The sequence below is a fragment of the Streptomyces sp. genome (genome assembly GCF_036524955.1).
In the GTDB taxonomy this organism is placed as follows: domain Bacteria; phylum Actinomycetota; class Actinomycetes; order Streptomycetales; family Streptomycetaceae; genus Actinacidiphila.
Genome location: NZ_DATDBG010000180.1, coordinates 19,355 through 38,086, shown reverse-complemented (window position 1 = coordinate 38,086; position 18,732 = coordinate 19,355). Strand labels below are relative to the sequence as shown.

Here is an 18,732-nt window from a genome sequence, read left to right as displayed (position 1 = left end):
AATCGGCGTCCCGCGCCGGACGAGTTCCAGGCTGTGGGCTCAGCCAGGACGGACGGAGCCACCAGCCTGGTAGGCAGCGCCCGTGATCGTCGGGGCGTTGCCCGTCAAGGCCAGGTCCGGTCGATTCCGTCCGCGTGCACGGCGTAGGCGGCCGGGCCGCCCTTGGCGCACCACGGCCTGGCACAGCTCATCCACCTGGTCCGGCTCCATGTCGTACTCGTACGCGATGTCCTCGACCGTCTCTCCGGCCTCCCAGAGGTCGGTCACGGCCTTCACCGGCACGCGGTTGGCTGCTACGACGGGCAGGCCGTGGCCGAACCGGGGGTCGATCACGACCGGGACGACGTCCCCGTACTGGCGAAGCCGGAGACTGGAGGGGAAGTCGTCGCCCGCGTCCCATGACAGGTACTGGAGATACTGGGCGACGACCTCGTGGATCGGTGCCTGTCCGTCGCGGGCCCGTCGCAGGTCACCGAGACCGTGCTCGACGAAGATGTCAACGCCGTCAGTCGCGATACGCCTGGACACGAGGCCGTAGGGGGTGTCGAAGGCGTCCCTGACTGCGCCCGCCGCTTCCCGGACCTCGGTCATGCGCAGGCCGAGACCCCGCAGCGACCGTAGTACGTACGCTTCGGCCACGGCTACGAACGGCACCGAGGGCTGCCCCGACCGGATCGGCTCCACGCGGTGTACGAGCGGGGCCCCGGCTGCCGTGCCCTTCAGCCAGGTGTTCAGCGTGGACTGCGGGGATCTGGAGATGGGAGGACGTCTCCGAGGGCGTAAGGAGCCCGTCCGTGAATCTGTCGATCATGGTGCCTCCTTCCGCTCTTCCCCTGAGCCGGAGAGATCCTTCCACAGCCAGCCTCCCATGGCGCGCACCCTCGGTGCGGCTCGTCGTCCGTGTGCGGTGGGGGCAGCGCGTCAGCCGCTGTGGAGGGGGACGCCAGCGACGACGGACTTGCCGCGGGTGGGGCGGGGGAGGACGGCCCAGGCGGCGGAGAGGGCGTCGACCAGGAGGAGCCCGCGCCCGCCGGTGGCGTCGGGGGCGGCGCGGGTCAGCATGGGTACGCCGGGGCCCGGGTCGGAGACGGCCAGCCAGTAGTGGCCGTCCGCGGGCCACAGGACGAGTTCGATGAGCTGGTCGTCGGTGGGCCGGGTGCCGTGGCGGATGGCGTTGGTGACGAGCTCGCTGGTCAGGAGGCCGAGGTCGTCGCCGAGTCGGGGGTGGCAGCCATACGGGAGCGCGTCCGTCACGGCTTGGCGGGCCCGCCTGACGGACGCGGGGTCGGCGGGGAAGCGCCAGTGGGACGGTACGGCGGGGACGGCGGGCCGGATCGGGTTTTCGGGCATGGCGGAACTCCTCGATGGCGTTGGATGGTGAGGGGCGCGCGGACGTGCGCGTGGGGTACGTTCACGCCGCCCCGACCGTGCCGGTGGCCTACCTCCCTGGGCGCGGCACACCCGTCCCAGGGCAGGCGGGCATGCTCACGCGGTGCGCTTCCGGCGTTGCCGTCAGTGGCTTGCGCGTAACTAGAAGCTAGCATCACGTGGGGGCACTTAGTAATGCACTCTTGGTAAATGACCCCACCGAGTGGATCTCGGTTGCGGTTGTGGGCAGACTGATCGGCATTGAGCAGGTGAGAGAGGACGGCATGTCGACACGACGCACGCCTACCGCGCGCCAGAAACGGCTGGGAGCCGAACTGCGCAAGCTTCGTGTGGCAGCAGGAGCGACGACTGACCACGCCGCCGAGCTGTTGGGCACCGATCGGATGAAGATCTCCAACATGGAGTCCGGCGTGCGAACGATCAGCCCGGAGCGCGTACGCACCCTGGCGACCGACTACGGCTGCACCGAACCCGCTTACGTGGAAGCTCTGGTCGCCATGGCCGACAACCGCGAGCGCGGCTGGTGGGAGGAATACCGCAACACACTCCCGCCGGGCATGTTCGACATCGCCGAACTCGAATGGCACTCCGCGCGCGTGCAGACCGCTCAGACCGTGCACGTGCCTGGGCTGCTCCAGACCGAGGACTACGCCCGCGCGATCTTTGCCGCCGGACTCCCTCCGATGTCCCGCGTGGACGTCGAACTGCACGTGGCCCACCGGCTGGCCCGCCAACGCGTCTTCGACCGGAACGCTCCGCTTCCGTACGTGGGTTATGTCCACGAGGCAGCTCTGCGCATGCAGTTCGGCGGCCGCAAGATCATGCGGGATCAACTCGACCATCTCGCCGCCATGTCCGAGCGGGCCAACATCACGATCCGGGTCATCCCGGTTGAGCGCGGCTCGTTCCCCGGCGCGGGTCATGCCCTTCTCTACTCCGAGGGCGTGGTCCCGGAACTCGACACCGTGCAACTCGACTCCGCACACGGACCGGAGTTCACCCATGCCGACGTGGACTTGACTACGTATCGCGCCCATCTGCGCTGGATGGCGGAGTCCACCCTGACCGCGGACGAGTCGCGGGACTTCATCCGCGCCATCGCGCACGAGTTGTAGGAGACCGCATGTCTGAGATCACCTGGGAAGAGCCCTTCTGCGCGGCAGGCAACAACTGCTTCCGCCTCGGCACCGACGCGGACGGCAACGCGTACATCGCCGTGAACGGCCAAGAGGATCGTTACCTCACCGACTCCATAGAAGCCCTGCGCACCCTCATCCGCGATGTGAAGGCGGGCAAGGCCGACCACCTCCTGTAGGCCGCGCAGGCCGGGGCTGCAGCCCGTCCGCTCCGTCCCGGTCCGCGTGCGGCGGTCTTCTTCTTCGTACGGCGGCCGCGCGTGCGGGCCGGAGAGGCGGCGCCGGACGTGCGGGGCGTGGTCGGTCGGACCCACGACCGGTCCGCGTCGCTCGGCGGGTCAGCCGGGCGGTCGGGGTGGGCGCTGTTGCCCGGTGCCGAGCTCGTTCAGGAGCTGCCGGCCTGCCGTCGTGAAGGGGTGTTCGGGGCCCAGGCTGTGTTCGCGTCTGGCGACGACCTCGGCCATCAGCTCGACTGCCGATTCCCGTCGGCCGAGCGCGGCCTGGGTCCGGGCGTGAAGCTGCCGCGCGGACAGGGCGATCGGGTAGTCGGGACCGAAGCGTCGCCCGTATTCCTCGGTGACCAGACGGATTTCCTCCTCGGCGGCCTCGAAACGGCCCAGCAGATACAGCGCCCAGGCGTGGTTGTGCCTGGCTCCCACAGTGACCGTGTGATCGGCACCGAGGTGGCGGACGCACTCCTGGGGCAAGGACAGCAGCGTGCTGTCGTCCTCGGCGGCGAGTTCGGAAGCGGTCAGCATGGCCAGCAGACTGGAGCGGGAGCGCAGAGTCAGCGGGTGTGAAGGACCCAACACCGCGCGGCGACCCGCCACGGTGGACCGGAGGAGCGCAAGAGCTTCCTCGCGTCTGCCGAGATTACCGAGCACGAGTTGAAGCCCGTGGGCGCTGTCCAGCGTGTCCGGATCACCCGCACCGAGCAGTCGCTCCTGCTCGGCACGGGTGCGGCGAAGGAGCTCTTCCGCCTCGGCGTACCGCCCCAGACGAAAGAGCGCCCGGCCCGTCCTGGAGCGTGATGCCAACACCACTACCGGGGCTGCCGCGCTGCCGGACGGGTCGAGCTCGTCAAGCAGACGGCGCAGTTCCGCGGCCGCCTCGGGCTCGGCGGCGAGCAGACGTCGGAACCGTCCCTGCCACTGCGCACGCAATTCGCTCAGCGTCTCGTGGTCGCCGCTCGCCTGCGCGGCCAGTGCGTCCTCTCGGGACGCCTGCAACTCGGCGCCGACAGCCTCGGCGCCGTGGGGCTGAACGCGCTGCCACAGCTGAGTGATCCCGTCGCGGGCACGCTGCCAGGCACCCGTTGCCATCAGGGCGACCAATGTCGCTCCAGCGCCCTGAACGAGTGATGTGACTTCTGGATCCACAGCTCCCCTGACCGTACTGTCCAGCGATCATTCGGTCTTCTGGTGATCTGATCACATGAAGTTCGATCAGGTGCGGATGTGATCAGTACTCCACTCGATTACTATCACACTTTGGGCCTGGAACTGGACAAGGACTCTCACGTCCTCCAATGGTAGGTGCTAAATGGCTGGTTCTTTTCGGAGTACCGCATCGGGTATGGCTGCTCCGGTGTGTCGAGTGTTAAGATCGGGCGTTTTCGCGCCAAGGAAAGAAAAGGGGCAGGACTGTGGCCAGGCCGTGGGAAGCGGACCCGACGACGACATTCCTGAGGCGGCTCGGTAAATCGCCACAGGAACTGGGAAACGCGACGGATAATCCCGACTGTCCGGACATGTGGGAGCTGGAGAACGGGGATATCGCAATCATCGGCAGGGACCTCACGGGCTCGCTCGGTGCGAAGTTGCCCACGGGAGTGTCGATCGGCGCCGATGAACGACTCGTGGTCATCCCACGGAACATGCTGATCGCTGCGAAGCCGGATATCCCCAGTGTTTGATTCGTTCTCCGCCGGCGTGTCCGAACGCCTCGAACGCCCGACATATCACGAGGACTTTTACCGGGTCTTCAAGAGCGGCATTCCATACTTGAACAAGCTCGAACGCGGCCAGAATTTCAAGGAAAAAGGCTTCGCGAGCTGGGAGTCCTTCGCCGCCGGCCAGTGGGATCAGGCGCTGTCCCTCATCGAGGAGAAGCGTGATGTCTACCTCCGGCAGTTGGAGGAAGCGGACCGGCTCGGGGTCGCGCAGCGCCGTCTGAGGGTCGTCGAATTCCCGGTCACCCCGTATGTGCAGTGGGAGCTCCACGTCCTCCGTTTCAAGGTGGAGCTGGGGGACCGGATCAAGGTGATCGACGCCCGGACGATCTCCGACATCGAGCAGGGCGGTCCCGTCCCCGAGGTGGTCATCCTCGGAGACGTTGCGATGTACGAGGTGGTCTACGACAGCGACGGCAACGCCGCGGGAGCCAACCGGTTCACGGACCCGGCGCTGATCCGGGAGACTTCAGCCGGTTTCGACGCGCTCTATGAGCGCGGGGAGCCGTTGTTCGACTTCTTCGACCGAGAGATCGCCCCGCTCGCTCCGCCGTCCGTCGAGCGGTGAGAACAAGGCAGGACCTGCGCCTCCGTGCAGGGCTCTCCCGGCGGCCGGGGACATACGACTAACGGCAGATGAGCTTGAAGTCGGTCGCACCCGGCCGGGCGCGGAACTTCACCTCGTGCCCCGCATCGTCGCTGAAGACGGCCTCCGTCTGGGACTTCAAGGTCATCGTGCCGCGCTGGGTGGGGTTGTCCCACTCAGCGGGCGGGTTTCCCGAGCCGTCGGACAGCGGGGTCTCCGCTTCGAAGTATGCCGAGCCGATACGGGCCTCGTCGATTCCGCAATGCGTATAGAGGTCGAAGGGAATCGTCCGGGCGGACGGTGTCGTTCGGACGCCCTCTCCGCCCTCGACGACCGTGCCACAGCCCGTGAGTACCCCGGCAGCCAGCGCGAAGGCGACGATGATGTGTCCAGTTCTCTCAGCCATGGCCTTTCGATGCGCAGGCCGGGTCGGTGGTTCCGCACCTCCGCGCCACAGTTGCGGTGATGGGCCGTGTCCATCGTGTTGTCCCTCGTGCCGGAGGCCGGAGCGGCGGGCCTATGGTGCAGTCGCTCCGGCTTCCGGCAGGTGGCTACTTCTTCTTTGCCGTACGGCGGCCGCGGGTGGGGGCCGGGGGGCGCCAGGCGCGCAGGTCGTCGTCGGTCAGACCGTGCTCGCCCTGGATCTGCGAGCGGTAACCGGCGAAGAAGGCCGCCGGCGACATGCCGTACAACGGGTCGAACTCGTCGTGCCACTGGGTCAGCCACGGCTGGAGCTCCAGCAGCCCGGCGAGCAGCGGGGTCAACTCCTCCGTGGTGGCGGCCTGGTTCGTGAAGTACGTCGTCAGCGCCTGCGCCTGCTCCCGGTGGTCCCATCCGGCCCATCCGTACAGGTCCGGGGTGCCGCCGGTGGTCGTGGAATAGGAGATGAAGCGTTCCTTCGGCACGTCCAGCTTCCCCCGGGCCCGCCAGTACGACGGCTTGAGGAAGTCGGCCGAGGTGTACTTCGGCGGCACGGGAATCGTGTCCCGGATCTTCCGCTTCGCGGGCTCGTCGGGGGCTGCGTCCTCCTGCCGCTGGAGGTCCCACACGTGCTCCCAGTCGGCTCGCTTCTTCAGCCCGGTGGGCGCCTTGTAGCGGAGGGCAGCCAGGAACGGTACGTGCTCGTCGGCCAGGAGGTCCGTCACGACGGTCGCCAGGTCCTGGTGAGGTGCGTAGATCGCGGCGACCGATACGAAGTCCTCGTCGCGGGACAGCGCGTCGGTGAGCTGGGCCCGCGTGAGGAGGGTGGGCTGGTCGCCCTCGCCGTACCAGAGGTCCCGGGTCTCGATCCGGTCGAGCAGCCACGAGCGGAGGGCCTTCTGCTGGAGTACGTCCCAGCCCTCGGTCGCCCAGCGCCGCTTGTACTCCGGCCGCTCGATCATCCCGATGGCCCGGGAGGTCTCGATGACGTCGATCCGCTTCTGGACGATGGCCTTGTATGCGTCCGGCCAGTGCTCGGGGATGGTCGTGATGGGCGTGGACCCGTGCCGCTTGAACCACTCGCCAGAGGCTTCGCCGGCCTCGACCCGCCGGGCCAGCACGATCTCGAACGCCCGCTCTCCGAGTGCGAGTTCGGGCACGTCGGCCTCGGGGGTGCGCAGGTCTGTGGAGTGCAGGTTGTAGAGCGAGTAGACCTGCCAGTCCAGCTCTTCCTGCAAGGCGATCATCAGCCCACGGATGTTCTTCCACTTAGCTCGCGCCTCGCGAAGGACGCCAGTGGTTGGGGTCGGGTACCCGGAATTGACCAGGGCTTCTGGGCTGGTATTTGCAAGTTCCTGTGCGAGGGCGTCCAGTTTAGTGGGGAGAGTTGTGGGACAGTTGGCTGGCAGAGGGAGTTCGCCAATGGAAGTTCCGTTGAATTGATAGAAATCCTCAAAGGGCAGCGTGCTTTGACGTGCTCCGTGGGCGTCAACTGTGCTGCCCATGTTATGACTTACCTGCTTGAGCCAGAATCCTACAGTGGAACTGTTTAGTAGGCCGAGCAGCTCCAAATGATTCTTTTCGCTGGTCAGCTTTGGCATCTTGATCACAGGGGCAGACTGTTTAAAGACCCGCCCGCCGCGGTCCAGCGTAAAGTGATTGTGCGTCGCCACGAAGGCAAACGTGATCGATAGAGGCGTTCGATGGGCCGACGTTGTGTACTGCATATATTCCCACCAGCGCAGCCCCGCATCTGCCATATTTCCTTGAAACGTGCGCCTTGCTTGGAGTGTCCGTCGCAGGGGCCAGAGTTCCTGTTCGATGGTGCCGAGCTCGAGCCCTTCGAGATATGGATACCAGATGGACTCCTCGGGCGATGCATCCCAGTCGCGGACGACTTCCCCGACCAAAAGAGGGAAGAGGGCGTTCCGGTCGGCGAATGTGCGATATGCCCGCCGGAGGGGTCGAATATACGCTTCATCCGCCCCAACTCGGGCAGCTCTTCCAATCGGCTTCTCGACTACCGAGATGAGCTGTCGGGTGCAACTCTTTTCGATGGTGTCGAGTACCTCGAGTCCGCCATTGGACAGCACCCACGGATGCTGGCCGAAATGATCGTGCCGATCCAGATCGTCAACCGAAATCCATTGACTAGTTGATCGGGGCTTGTCGATTTGATCCAAGATTGCCGTCCACACAAGGCCCTCTTCGCCGTGGCGAGGTGCTGAAGGCTCCCCCTGGATGCTGCGTACTGTACGAATTCTGGGCGAACGTTGTTCTCCGCCGCGCCGCCGTCCGACGAGGATGACAGTCGGCGTCCCGTGTCCAGGGATGTAAGCTCCGGATGTGTCGATAACCTCCGTCAGTTCGACTTTGTGTGCGAAGAACTCTTCGATCAGCTTAGCGCCGAACTCTCGCTTCATGAACGAACTGGCCGTGATCTGGCCGATCATGCCGAAGCCGCGCCCTTCCGCGTCGCCTATTTTGGTCAGCTGGAAGAATCGCTCGGCGAATGGCACCGACAGCGCGTACGTACCGGCGCAGGACGCGTACAACTCCCGGTACAACTCGTTGAGCTTCTTGTCCTTCACCGTGATGTACGGCGGGTTCCCCACCACCACGTGGTACCGCCCCGGCTCCAGGATGCCCTTGAACCGCTCCTCGTGGATGTCCTCCGTCGCGTACGCGAACTCCGCCAGCGGGTCGCCCGACTCCTCGCCCTCCAGGGTGAGTTCGAGCTGCCGGGCCTTGATCAGCGAGTCGCCCACCGCCAGGTGGATCGGCCACTCCCAGCGCCCCGCTTCCTCAAGCGTCCGCACGCCCGCCGCCGCCATCGCCGCGACCAGCAGCCGGAAACGGGCGATGGCCACCGCGAACGGGTTGACGTCCACGCCGTGCACCGCGTCCAGCGCGGCCCGTACCCGTTCGTGCCGGTCGATGTGGGGCAGGCGGTCCGCCCACAGGCCCAGCATCCGGCGGAAGGCCCCGAGCACGAAGTGCCCGGACCCGCACGTCGGGTCGATCATCCTCAGCTCGCCGAACGCGCCACCCAGCTCCCGTACGACCGGGTCCATGGTGCGGTCGAGGATGAACTCCTCCACAAATTCCGGGGTCTGGAGCAGCGCGTACGTCTTCCGCGCCGCCTCCGACAGGTCCTGGTACAGGTCGCCGAGGAAGCGCGTCCCCCACCCCTCCGTGCCATCCTCGTTCAACGGGTCCGTGAAGTCGTGGACGAGCGTGCCCTCCTCGTCCCGCTCGCGCCAGAACTCCACCAGCTCCCGCGCACCGTCGTGCGACACCGGGATGTGGAACAGCGGATTGCGCTCCGGATTGAACAGCAGCTTCCCCGCCTGACCGGACCCCAGCTCCGCGAACGCCTTCTCCAGCCACCCCCGGTACGTCGGGTCCGGGTCCTCGGCCACGTACGAGGCGTACCGTTCCAGCGCCAGGTCGCGCCGCTCGTCGCTCGGCCCGGTCAGGTACGGCTCGGGGATCAGCAGGTTGTCCTCGCAGAACCGTACGAAAACCGTGCCCAGCACCCACGCCACGGCGACCTGCGTGACGCGCTCGTCCAGCCAGGAGTTCCAGGTCGCCCCCGTACGCCCCAGCTCGCGGGCCCGCTTGTACTCGCGGTCGAGCTTCGCCCGTTCCTCCGGAAGCTCCCGGACCTGTTTGCCCAGGTCGGTCTCGACCGCCTTCACCTGCCGCTTGAGGTCCTCCAGCAGCGCCTTGCGGTCGATCACGACGTACGCCCCTTCGTAGCATTCGTAGCACCGGCATCACTCGTCACGGCAGTTTCCCGCCCCCGTTCCGCACCCAGAGGTCCGGAAGCTCGATCCATTCGCCCAGACCCGACTGGTACGGCACGGCGACACGCCCCAGCCGCGGCCCCCGCGCCGGATCGGGCTGCGGGCACAGCAGCCACAGGGCCCGCCCGCCCTGCCGGGCCCGCGCGGCGAGCCGGTCCAGGACGCCCATCGCGTCGTACCGCGCCAGCACTCCGGCGTCCACCATCAGCACCGGCCCCTCGCCCATGCCCAGCTCCAGCCGCCCGCCGATCCGCGGCTCGATCAGCCCCCACGCGGTCTGCGCGTACTCCGCGAACTTCATCGCGGGCCGCGAGCCGGCCGGCGCCACATCCGCCTTGAGGATGGTCTGCCATGTCGGCTTGGGCCGCGGATCGACCTGCTCGTGCATCGCGGCCAGGAACAGCCCGGCCACCGAGACCACTTCCGCACCCGGCCTGCCGTCCTCCGTCTCGCCGAGCCGGCGGATCGCTTCCCGCATCTGCAGGGTCTGGACGGTCAGGACGCGGAAGCCGTCCCGCCGGGACGAGGCCAGGAGCCGTTCGCCGGTGCGGATCGCGGCGGCCCGCTCCGGGTCGTCGTCGTAGCGCGTGGAGTGCGCGGTGAACGTACGGCCGCGGGAGCCCGACGTGAGATAGCTGGACAGGCTGTCCGCGTGCCGGGGCAGGTACCGCTGGGTCCTCGTGCCCTCCCGGGTGCTGAGGACGAGGTCGAACCCGGCGTCGTGGAGGGCCTTGGTCAGGCGGCCGCCCTCGGGGAGGGTGTGGTTGCCGGCGGCGTCCAGGAGTTCCGGGAAACGGGACGTGACCCGCTCGTGGATCTCGGCCACGGTCAGCCCGGGCTGGTGCTCCTCCGCGAGGCCCGGCACGAGCTGCACCAGTCCCGCCTGCGTCAGCCGCAGTGCCCGCACCAGCGGCAGGTTGCGCGGGTAGATCTCCAGGCGCGGGGTGGCGGCCGCGTTGCGGGACCCGGCCGCGGCCAGTTCGACGATGCGCCGCTCGTCCCAGGAGACCGCGCCGCTCGGCGGGGCGACGGCGCCCAGCTCGGCCAGTACCGTCGCCGACGTGGGCAGCGTCTCGGACCTGGCGAGGCGGTCGGCGACGCGCCCGAGCCGCTGGGCGTAGGTGAGCAGCCCGGGGCCCGACGGGGTGTCGGGGGAGTCGTCCTCGCCGACTTCGAGGGCCAGCAGGCCCGCGCCCATGCCCTCGTCGACCGCCTCACGGTTGGCCGCGTGCTGGAACTCCTCGTTCTGCCGGTCGAGTTCCTCGACCTCCACGACGGTCCGTACCGCGGCCAGGGCGAGTGCGCGCCGCTGCTCGCGGCTCTCCAGGCGGGTGCCCCGCCGTACGGTGAGCGCGTCGGCGATCTCGGCGGCCGCCGCGACGCGCCCCATGGCGCGCAGCAACTCCAGCACCTCGCCGCGCAGCGCCTGCACCGCCGGGTGCCTCTTCCAGCGGGCGCGCTGGATCTTGAGCATCTGCGGGATGCGGCCCGCGCTCAGGCCCAGCGCGTCGGCGACGTCCTTCTGCTTGGGCCAGACACCGATCTCCGGCAGGGTCCCGTCGTCCCTGGGCAGGCGCAGCAGCAGCCGCACCATCTCGACCTCGTTGGCGTTCGCGCCGTTCTTCCTCAGCTCCGGCACGAAGATCGTGGCGAGGGCGTCCAGGCTGACCGCGCGCAGCGCCCGCTCGCCCAGCGCGGCGGCCTCGGCGCCCGCGCCCGCGGCGACCGCGTCGGTGAGCACGGCCTCCGCGGCGGACAGCTCCTCCCGCGCGTCCTTGCGGCCCTCGGGGGTGAGCGGCGCCGCGGGCTGCTCGGCGAAGCGCTCCCGCCACTGCCTGATCCGGTCCAGCACCTCGCGGCGGGTCTTGGGGCCCAGACCCGGGGCGTTGACGAGCCGGCGCTGGCTCAGATCGAGCAACTGCCCGACGCTGTGGACCTTGAGCCCGTACACGAACGAGATGGCGGCCGGACCGAGCCCGGACATCTCGATCGGGGTGTCGCGGGTCGCCGCCTCCGCCAGCCGGTCGCGCTGCTGTTCGGCGGTCTCCGGCTCGGCCGCCTGGATCTCGCGGGGGGCGGGTGCCCGGGCGGCGTCGGCGGCCGGATGCCCGCCGGCTCGGGTGCGGTGCGAGGAGGAGGGGAGCGTGTCCTGGAGGTCCAGGAAGATCTTCTTCCAGGCGTCCCGCATCGGCTTCAGCTCGCGGAACCGCTGGTCCGCGTCCCGGTGCAGCGCCTTGCGGAAGAACGTCACCAGCCCGTCCCGTACCGCCGGGTCGAACGCCTCGGCTGCGATCGTCGGGTACGGCTGCTCCGCCTCGTCGGTCTGCCGGGCCGTCGCCCTGCCGCCGCCCCACACGGGCAGCTCGCCCGACGCCATCTCGTGCAGGGTGACGGCGAGCGCGTACCGCTCGGCGTGGCCGTCGTACACCGACCGGGACAGCGAGCCGACGAACGGGTCCAGGTAGCCCTCGGTGCCGGCCTGCGTCTCCTGCACGGGGTAGCCCGCCAGTGAGAAGTCGATCAGCACCAGCTCGCGGGTGCGGTTGGGCCGGACGCGGATCGCGATGTTGTCCGGCTTGATGTCCCGGTGCCAGACGCCCTCGCCCTCCAGGAAGTCCACCGCGCCGAACAGGTAGTCGCCGTACGCCTCCAACTGGTCGACGATGAGGCGGCCGCCCTCCCGCAGCTGGCGGGCCACGGTCTCCTCGCGGCGCCGCGCGGGCCTGCCGCCCTTGTCCGCAGCCGGGTCGTCGTCGCGCTCGTCGCCGACGTACTCCAGGACCAGGACCGTACGGCGGCCGATCTGCTGCGGCTCGGGCTCGATCAGGCGGATGATCCGGGAGTCGGCGCGCAGCCGGCCCATCACCTCGGCCTCGCGCACCAGCGTCTTGGCGCGCTCGTCCGAGAGAGCCACCTTCAGTACGGCGAACGCCTTTGCCCTGCCGCCCGCCGCCGGGTCCACCGTGACGTCGCGTACCAGGAACGCGCGGCTGGTCGAACCGGTGCCGAGCCGCCGCCGTACCTCCCAGCGGCCCGCCAGCACATCGCCGGTCACCGCGTCCAGCGGGTCCTTGTCGGGCTCGGCGGGCGGGGTGTCCTCGGCCGGGGGGGCGGTCAGCGAGTCCTCGACGGACTCCAGGAGTTCCAGGAACTCCGCGGCCGACGCCAGCCGCTGCTGCGGCCGGTAGGCGGTCGCGGCCTGCACCAGCTCGTCGATGTCCGGGGACAGGCCGTCCACCACGGCGCTGGGCCGCAGCCCCTCGCCGGCCTCCAGCCGGGCCGTCAGCTCGGCCTGACTCGCTCCGGGCGCCCTGCCGGTCGCCAGCAGGTACGTCAGCATGCCGAGCCCGTACACGTCGAGCGCGACCGGGTCGGCGTTCAGGGCGGTCAGATCGGGTGCGAGATACGGGTCGGCCTCGTCGGCGAGATGCGCCCCGGCGTTCGACAGCGCCGTGGGCGCGAAACGCTCCCCGGACTGCCCGTGGTCGCTGAGGCGCTGGACGGCCACCTGCCAGTCGGAGATCTGCAGATGCGGGTTCAGCCAGCCGGCCTCCTCGCCTTCCGCACCGGCGGCGGCACTCCGGCGGCGGGTACGAGGGACGACGTGCACCGCGTGCGCGGACAGGGTGCGGTGGTAGACACGGGCGCCGTGCGCGCTGCGTACCGTCTCGGCGAGCTGGCGGACCAGCGCCATCCGGCTCAGGACGTCCAGCTTGTCGCCGTACTGCGCCAGGTACTCGTCCAGCCGCAGCGTCCGCGGATCGTAGTCGAAACTCAGCGCCGGACCGGCGATGTGCCCGTCCGGGTAGTAGTCCTTCAACTGGACGACGCCGGGATGCCTGAACCGCTTCAGCACCGTCGCCTCGCGCCGGGCCGCCTGCTCCACCGACGCCCGCAGGCTCGCGTCCGAGCCGCGCTCGCGCAGATAGACGCGGATCCGGGCGGCCTCGGGCAGCACGCTGTGCCGGGCCAGGTAGTCGGCCCAGGTGGGGCCGGTGTCGAAGGCCTTGCGGTTGAGAAGGTACGGGCCGACCTTGTGCGCGGCGTCGCTGCGCTGGATGCCGACCTGGGCCAGGGCGGCCTTGATCTGGCGTGATTCGGTCGGGCCGATGCGGTGGCGGGCGTCGCGCGGCGGCTCCTCGAGCATGTCGACGAGTTGCGGGACCGTGTGGACGCCGTGCTGGTCGTGGGGGGCCAGCCGGACCCGCAGTGAGGAGTCGGTGAAGCAGACAGCCTCCGACACCCAGACCGGCGCGCCCGCCCGCCGGAGCAGGCTCGCCAGCTCCTTCGCCTTCTTGTTGGCGAGGTGCAGCGGGTTGCCGTGCGCGACCTGGCGGCCGCCGGGCTGGGTCTGCACCCAGCCGCCGTTCCGCGACTCGACCGAGCCGTGCCAGTCCTTGAGCTCGATCAGGTACACCCCGCCGGGAGCGATGACCAGCAGGTCCACCTCGCGGACGTGTCCGGTGCCCGCGGTGAAGGTGAAGTTGGACCAGGCCCGCCACGGCTCGGCGTCCGGCAGCTTCTCGCGGATCGCCTCCAGGCCCCGGCGCTCGTGCTGGAACTCCGAGTCGGTGACGGTTTCCCACCGGCCGTCCCGCATACACCTGCCCCGCTTCTTCGCAATTCAGCTCGACCAGCCCAAAAGGGGCGCAGTGAGCTGCAAAACCCCAAGCTCGGATCGTAGCCGCTGGGTGAGAGGCGCGAGGCGGGTCGGTCAACGTGGACGCGGAGCGGTCCGTGGGAGCGCGCCGCGACCGGTGAGGGCGCACCACCCCGCGCCGAGTGTCCGGTCCGCCGACCGGACGCCCGGACCGGGGATCCGCGGTCCTCACCCGATGCGCCCCCGCCGCCCCGCCAGCACTCCGTAAGGTCGTCTGTGGCCGTGCGGCGGTCCGCGATGTCCGCTCCATTCGCGGCGGGCAGCCGCTGCGTGTCTAGGCTGGGGTCATGGGCAAGGGGCAGGTCACGCTCTTTCTCTGCGGCGATGTGATGCTCGGCCGCGGCGTCGACCAGATCCTGCCCCGTCCCGGCGACCCTGCCTTGATGGAGCCGACGATCCGGGACGCCCGCGCGTACGTCGGGCTGGCGGAGGACGCCAACGGGCCGATTCCCCGCCCGGTCGACTTCCTCTGGCCGTGGGGCGACGCGCTCCCGATGCTGGACCGGGCGCGGCCCGACGTGCGGGTGGTCAATCTGGAGACGAGCGTCACCACGAGCGACGAGTTCGCGGTCGGCAAGCCCGTGCACTACCGGATGCATCCCGCCAACCTTCCGTGCCTGACCGCCGCCCGCCCCGATGTGTGCGTCCTGGCCAACAACCATGTCCTGGACTTCGGCCGCACCGGACTGCGGGAGACGCTCGCCGTCCTGACCCGGGCCGGGGTGCGGACGGCGGGGGCGGGCCGCGATGCGGCCCGGGCGCGGCGTCCGGCGGTGGTGCCCCTGGCCGGCGGCGGCCGGGTCCTGGTGCTGGCCTGCGGAATGCGGTCCAGCGGCATCCCCCGCACCTGGGCGGCGACCGAGGACACGGCAGGTGTGGACTACGTGGCCGAGCCGTCGCGGGTCGCCGCGGTGAAGATCACCGAGCGGCTACGCCGGGTGAAGCGGCCCGGTGACATCGTGGTCGTATCGGTGCACTGGGGGTCCAACTGGGGTTACGACGTCTCCGCCGCGGAGATGCGGTGGGCGCGCGCACTCATCGACGGCGGCGCGGACCTCGTGCACGGACACTCCTCGCACCACGCGCGCCCGGCCGAGACGTACCGCGGCAAGCTCATCCTCTACGGCTGCGGCGACTTCATCGACGACTACGAGGGCATCGACGGGTACGAGCGCTACCGGGACGACCTGCGGCCGGCCTACCTGGTGACGGTGGACCGGGAGACGGGGCTGCTGGCGGGGGCGGTGGGCGGTGCGGCGGTGCTGGGCGGTGCGGGGGACGACGGCGACGCGGGGGCGGTCGAGGCGGCTGGTGGCGGGGCGGGCGACGGAGCCGCCGTGCGGGTGGTCCTGTTCCAGGCCCACCGGATGCGGCTGCGGCATGCCTCACGCGAGGACACCAGGTGGCTGCGGGACGTGCTCGACCGCGCCGGGCGCGACCTTGGCCCGGGGGCGCGGATCGAGCGCCGGCCGGACGGGACGCTCGCGCTGCGGGGGGTGTGAGGGCTCGGGGCTCCGGCGGGGCCAACCCCGACGGTCGGGGCTGTCGCCCCGGCTGCCGGACGGGCCGGGCGCTTCCGGCGCCGGGCCTGCGGCGGGGTTCCGGTCGTGGGGGCTGGGTGCTCCCGGGGGTGTCGGCGGTGCGAGGCCTGCGGGCCGCAGCGCTCCCGGCGTCAGGCGGGTCGCCCCTTCCGGAGGAATCGCCGCAGCCGTGCCAGCGGCCAGGTGTTGATCACGTCCTCCGCCGTCAGCCAGCCGCGTTGCGCCGTACCGATCCCGTAGCGCAGATACGCCAGGTGCGGCACCGCGTGGGCGTCGGTGTCGACCGCGAACCTGGCGCCGTACTCCTTGGCGCGCAGGATGTCCTCGTCGCTCAGGTCGAGACGGTCGGGCTGGGCGTTGACCTCCAGCGCGGTCCCGGTCCTGGCGCAGGCGGCGAACACCTCGTCCCAGTCCGCGTCCACGCCCGGCCGCCGGCCGATCAGCCGGGTGGTCGGATGGCCGATCACCTGCACGTACGGGTTCTCGCAGGCGCGTACGATCCGCCGGGTCATCGCCGACCGGCTCAGGCCGAAGTGGGAATGGACCGAGGCGACGCAGATGTCGAAACCGGCCAGGAACTCCGCCGGCCAGTCCACCTCGCCCTCCGGGCCGATGTTGAGCTCGGTGCCGTGCAGCAGCCGCATCCCGCGGTGCTTGCCGTCCAGCTTCCGCAGCCGCCGGCGCTGGGCGAGCGCCTTCTCGTCGGTCATCTGCTCCATGAAGAGGTCCGGTGCGTGGTCGGTGACCGCGTAGTAGGCGTAGCCGCGCTCGGCGGCGGCCCGCACCATCTCCTCCAGCGGGGCGAGGCCGTCGGTCAGGTCGGTGTGCGTGTGCAGGTCGCCGCGGACGTCCCGTTCGGACACCAGGACGGGCAGCTCGTCGCGCAGACCCGCCTCGATCTCACCGCGGTCCTCGCGCAGCGCGGGCGGGATCCAGGGGAGGCCGAGCCTGGCGTACACGTCCTCCTCGGAGCGTGAGGCGACCAGCCGGCCCTCGGCCTCCGTCCCGCGCCTCGTTCCTCTGCCGGCCGGACCGCCTGTGCCCGCGGGTCCGCTTCTTTCCGCTGATCCGCCCGTGCCGGTCGGCCCGCCCGCCACCTCGAACAGGCCGTACTCGGACAGCTTGAGCCCGTGCCGTACGGCGATCGTGCGGGTGCGGATGTTGTGCGCCTTGGAGCCGGTGAAGTACTGCAGGCCCGCGCCCCAGGACTCCGGCGCCAGCACCCGCAGATCGACCTGCAGGCCCTTCACCGTACGGATCGAGGTCTTCTTGGGGCCGTGGGCGATCACCTCGGCGGTGGATGCCAGCTCGGTGAGCGCGTCCATGAACGCGTCCGACCGGTCCGCGGCCACGAGGATGTCGATGTCGCCGATCGTCTCCCGCATCCGGCGCAACGACCCGGCGTACCCGCACTGCTCGCAGCCGGTCACCCGGGACAGCTCGGCCACGATCTCCTCGGCCACGCCCATGGCCGTCGCCAGGGTGATCCGTTCGCCGGCCTGCCGCATCAGCGCGATGCCCCGCAGGATGTTCTCCTCGGTCTTCGGCCCGAACCCCTTCAGATCGCGCAACCGCTCCGCCCGGATGGCCTCGGCCAGCTCGTCGACGGACGCGATGTGCAGGTCCTCGTAGAGCACCATGGCCTTCTTCGGACCGAGGGTGGGAATCGTGATCAGTTCCCGCACCCCGGCGGGAATCCTCGCCCGCCGCTCCTCCACCGCCGCGAAGACCCCGGTCCGCAGGAACTCGACCACCTTCTCCGCGATCGACTTCCCCACTCCCGGGATGCCCCGCAGCCCCTCCGCGTCAAGCCGGGACACGTCCTCCGGATACCCGCCGATGGCCCGCGCCGCCTTCTCGTAGGCCCGCGCCTTGAACGCGTCGCCTCCGGTGATCGCTACGAGGTCCGCGTACTCCTGCAGTACCGCCTCGACCTCTTCGTTCGGCCGGACCACGTATCCCATTTTACGGCGGTCCCCGCACCGTCGTCCTGGCCGAGGACCGGAGGTCTCTTGGCGAAGAGCTGGAGGCCGCGGGTCTCCCCGGTGATCACAGAGCGTCGCCACTCTGTGATCACCAAGAACTGTTCCTGTTCGCCGACGGGGGCGCCCCCGCGCCTGTCCGTGCGATCCAGACCCGTCGCCGTGCCGAACCCTGGCTGACCAGTGCTTTCCCGTACCTGCGAGCAGCACCACCCCGACCGGAGCGGGGGAACCCGGCGCCCGCCCGACGCGACAGCCGGACCCCTGCCTGTCCACCATTCGCCCGGACGACCGTGACGGCCCCTCGGAGAAACCGACGGCCGTCACGGACATCGGGGGTCAGGCGACGTAAGTGATGTTGTTGCACGAGAGGACGTTAATGACCGAGCCGAGCTCAACTCCGATCGCTCCGAGCAGTCCCTGGGACTGCCGCATTCCGCAGTTGCTGTTCTGTGAACTGGGGTCGGGCTGCGAAATGTGGGCGCTGCCGGACTCCATGACGTACTTGGCGCTTGCGGCGTGGCGGTCTACGGCGTGTTCGTTGCCGAGTGCGCTGGCGCTCCCCGCGCCGGTGAGAGCCAGCACGCTGACACATACCCCAAGAAGCGCCGTTTTGCGGCGACGTTGCATCGAAACCTCCGTGTTGTGATCTTTCCGTGCCAAAGATGTGTATCAACGCAGACTCGGATTTAGGCCTGCCCTGGCGCGTTCTCACCCGATGGGTGTGGGGTGGGCTGCCGTACGGCTCCGGGCTCGGGCCGTGGAGCTGTCACGCGGCGCGGACGAGTCGCGGCGGACGGTGTATCGTGCTCGGCCGCCTCATGGCTCGGCGCCCATGGCTCGGCTGTGGGTCAACGCCGCCGACCGGGCGAGCCTGCGGGCCGGCATGCTGGCCGTCGCCGCCGATCGCGGGGCCCACGACGGCCAGTTGCCGGCCGCCCGCAACGGGTATCGCCCGGCTGCCGACCTGGTGCGGGAGCACCTCGAGCGTTCCGCCGATCCCTGGCTGCTGGTCCTCGACAACGCCGGCGACCCCGCCGTACTCCGGGACGGCAGCTGGTTGCGCAGCAGCCCGCGTGGCAGCGTCGTCGTCACCACCGGCCGGGCGGCGGCGCGTTGGTGGCCGGGGGCGGAGTTGCAGCACATCGGCGTACTGCCGCGTGAGGATGCCGCTCGGGTGCTGTGCGACCTCGCTCCGGAGAGCCAGGTCCCCGGCGGCGCACTTATCGATTACCGCTGAGGTCCTCGTCCTCGGCAG

At 69.8% G+C, this 18,732-nt stretch carries 13 protein-coding genes and 1 pseudogene; 6 read left to right on the top strand and 8 right to left on the bottom strand.

The window, feature by feature from the left end; translation table 11 throughout:
- Positions 1 to 39: 39 nt before the first annotated feature.
- Both VIW71_RS14900 and VIW71_RS14895 read right to left on the bottom strand, forming a co-directional pair.
- A complete protein-coding gene (locus VIW71_RS14900; protein WP_331622736.1) occupies positions 40 to 654 on the bottom strand; it encodes a DUF433 domain-containing protein in 615 nt (204 codons plus the stop codon).
- 267 nt (positions 655 to 921) lie between these two features.
- Positions 922 to 1,350: an ATP-binding protein gene (locus VIW71_RS14895; protein WP_331622729.1), complete on the bottom strand. Its 429-nt coding sequence runs from the start codon at positions 1,348 to 1,350 to the stop codon at positions 922 to 924.
- 302 nt (positions 1,351 to 1,652) lie between these two features.
- Between VIW71_RS14895 and VIW71_RS14890 the strand changes: the two genes are divergently transcribed.
- Positions 1,653 to 2,504, top strand: coding sequence for a helix-turn-helix domain-containing protein (locus VIW71_RS14890; protein ID WP_331622728.1), 852 nt, complete (start codon positions 1,653 to 1,655; stop codon positions 2,502 to 2,504).
- Between the two features lie 8 nt (positions 2,505 to 2,512).
- Positions 2,513 to 2,704, top strand: coding sequence for a hypothetical protein (locus tag VIW71_RS14885; RefSeq protein ID WP_331622727.1), 192 nt, complete (start codon positions 2,513 to 2,515; stop codon positions 2,702 to 2,704).
- A gap of 159 nt (positions 2,705 to 2,863) precedes the next feature.
- On the opposite strand, the gene VIW71_RS14880 is transcribed toward VIW71_RS14885, so the two are convergent.
- Positions 2,864 to 3,904, bottom strand: coding sequence for a tetratricopeptide repeat protein (locus tag VIW71_RS14880; protein WP_331622726.1), 1,041 nt, complete (start codon positions 3,902 to 3,904; stop codon positions 2,864 to 2,866).
- A 266-nt stretch (positions 3,905 to 4,170) separates the two neighbouring features.
- Between VIW71_RS14880 and VIW71_RS14875 the strand changes: the two genes are divergently transcribed.
- Both VIW71_RS14875 and VIW71_RS14870 read left to right on the top strand, forming a co-directional pair.
- The gene (locus tag VIW71_RS14875) at positions 4,171 to 4,440 is read left to right on the top strand and encodes a hypothetical protein (RefSeq protein WP_331622725.1); all 270 of its coding nucleotides are present in this window, start codon (positions 4,171 to 4,173) and stop codon (positions 4,438 to 4,440) included.
- Positions 4,433 to 5,044, top strand: coding sequence for a DUF6879 family protein (locus VIW71_RS14870; RefSeq protein WP_331622724.1), 612 nt, complete (start codon positions 4,433 to 4,435; stop codon positions 5,042 to 5,044). The genes VIW71_RS14875 and VIW71_RS14870 overlap by 8 nt, the downstream gene beginning before the upstream one ends.
- A gap of 58 nt (positions 5,045 to 5,102) precedes the next feature.
- On the opposite strand, the gene VIW71_RS14865 is transcribed toward VIW71_RS14870, so the two are convergent.
- The 3 genes from VIW71_RS14865 to pglW all read right to left on the bottom strand — a co-directional run bounded on the left by VIW71_RS14865 (position 5,103) and on the right by pglW (position 13,891).
- The gene (locus tag VIW71_RS14865; protein WP_331622723.1) at positions 5,103 to 5,468 is read right to left on the bottom strand and encodes a hypothetical protein; all 366 of its coding nucleotides are present in this window, start codon (positions 5,466 to 5,468) and stop codon (positions 5,103 to 5,105) included.
- A gap of 145 nt (positions 5,469 to 5,613) precedes the next feature.
- Complete coding sequence (gene pglX / locus VIW71_RS14860) at positions 5,614 to 9,225, bottom strand: BREX-2 system adenine-specific DNA-methyltransferase PglX (RefSeq protein ID WP_331622722.1); 3,612 nt, start codon at positions 9,223 to 9,225, stop codon at positions 5,614 to 5,616.
- A gap of 43 nt (positions 9,226 to 9,268) precedes the next feature.
- Positions 9,269 to 13,891 (bottom strand): BREX system serine/threonine kinase PglW, encoded by a 4,623-nt coding sequence (gene pglW, locus VIW71_RS14855; RefSeq protein WP_331622720.1) that lies wholly within the window; start codon positions 13,889 to 13,891, stop codon positions 9,269 to 9,271.
- Between the two features lie 347 nt (positions 13,892 to 14,238).
- Between pglW and VIW71_RS14850 the strand changes: the two genes are divergently transcribed.
- Complete coding sequence (locus VIW71_RS14850; protein WP_331622719.1) at positions 14,239 to 15,453, top strand: CapA family protein; 1,215 nt, start codon at positions 14,239 to 14,241, stop codon at positions 15,451 to 15,453.
- Between the two features lie 170 nt (positions 15,454 to 15,623).
- On the opposite strand, the gene VIW71_RS14845 is transcribed toward VIW71_RS14850, so the two are convergent.
- On the bottom strand, positions 15,624 to 17,447 hold the full coding sequence (locus VIW71_RS14845; RefSeq protein WP_331622718.1) for a helix-hairpin-helix domain-containing protein: 1,824 nt from the start codon (positions 17,445 to 17,447) through the stop codon (positions 15,624 to 15,626).
- A gap of 366 nt (positions 17,448 to 17,813) precedes the next feature.
- Positions 17,814 to 18,104 carry a hypothetical protein gene (locus VIW71_RS14840; RefSeq protein WP_331622717.1) on the bottom strand — a complete coding sequence of 97 codons (291 nt, stop codon included), beginning with the start codon at positions 18,102 to 18,104 and terminating at the stop codon, positions 17,814 to 17,816.
- A gap of 214 nt (positions 18,105 to 18,318) precedes the next feature.
- On the opposite strand from VIW71_RS14840, the pseudogene VIW71_RS14835 reads away from it, so the two are divergent.
- Positions 18,319 to 18,678, top strand: a pseudogene (locus VIW71_RS14835) (ATP/GTP-binding protein); the annotation flags it as partial.
- Between the last annotated feature and the right edge of the window lie 54 nt (positions 18,679 to 18,732).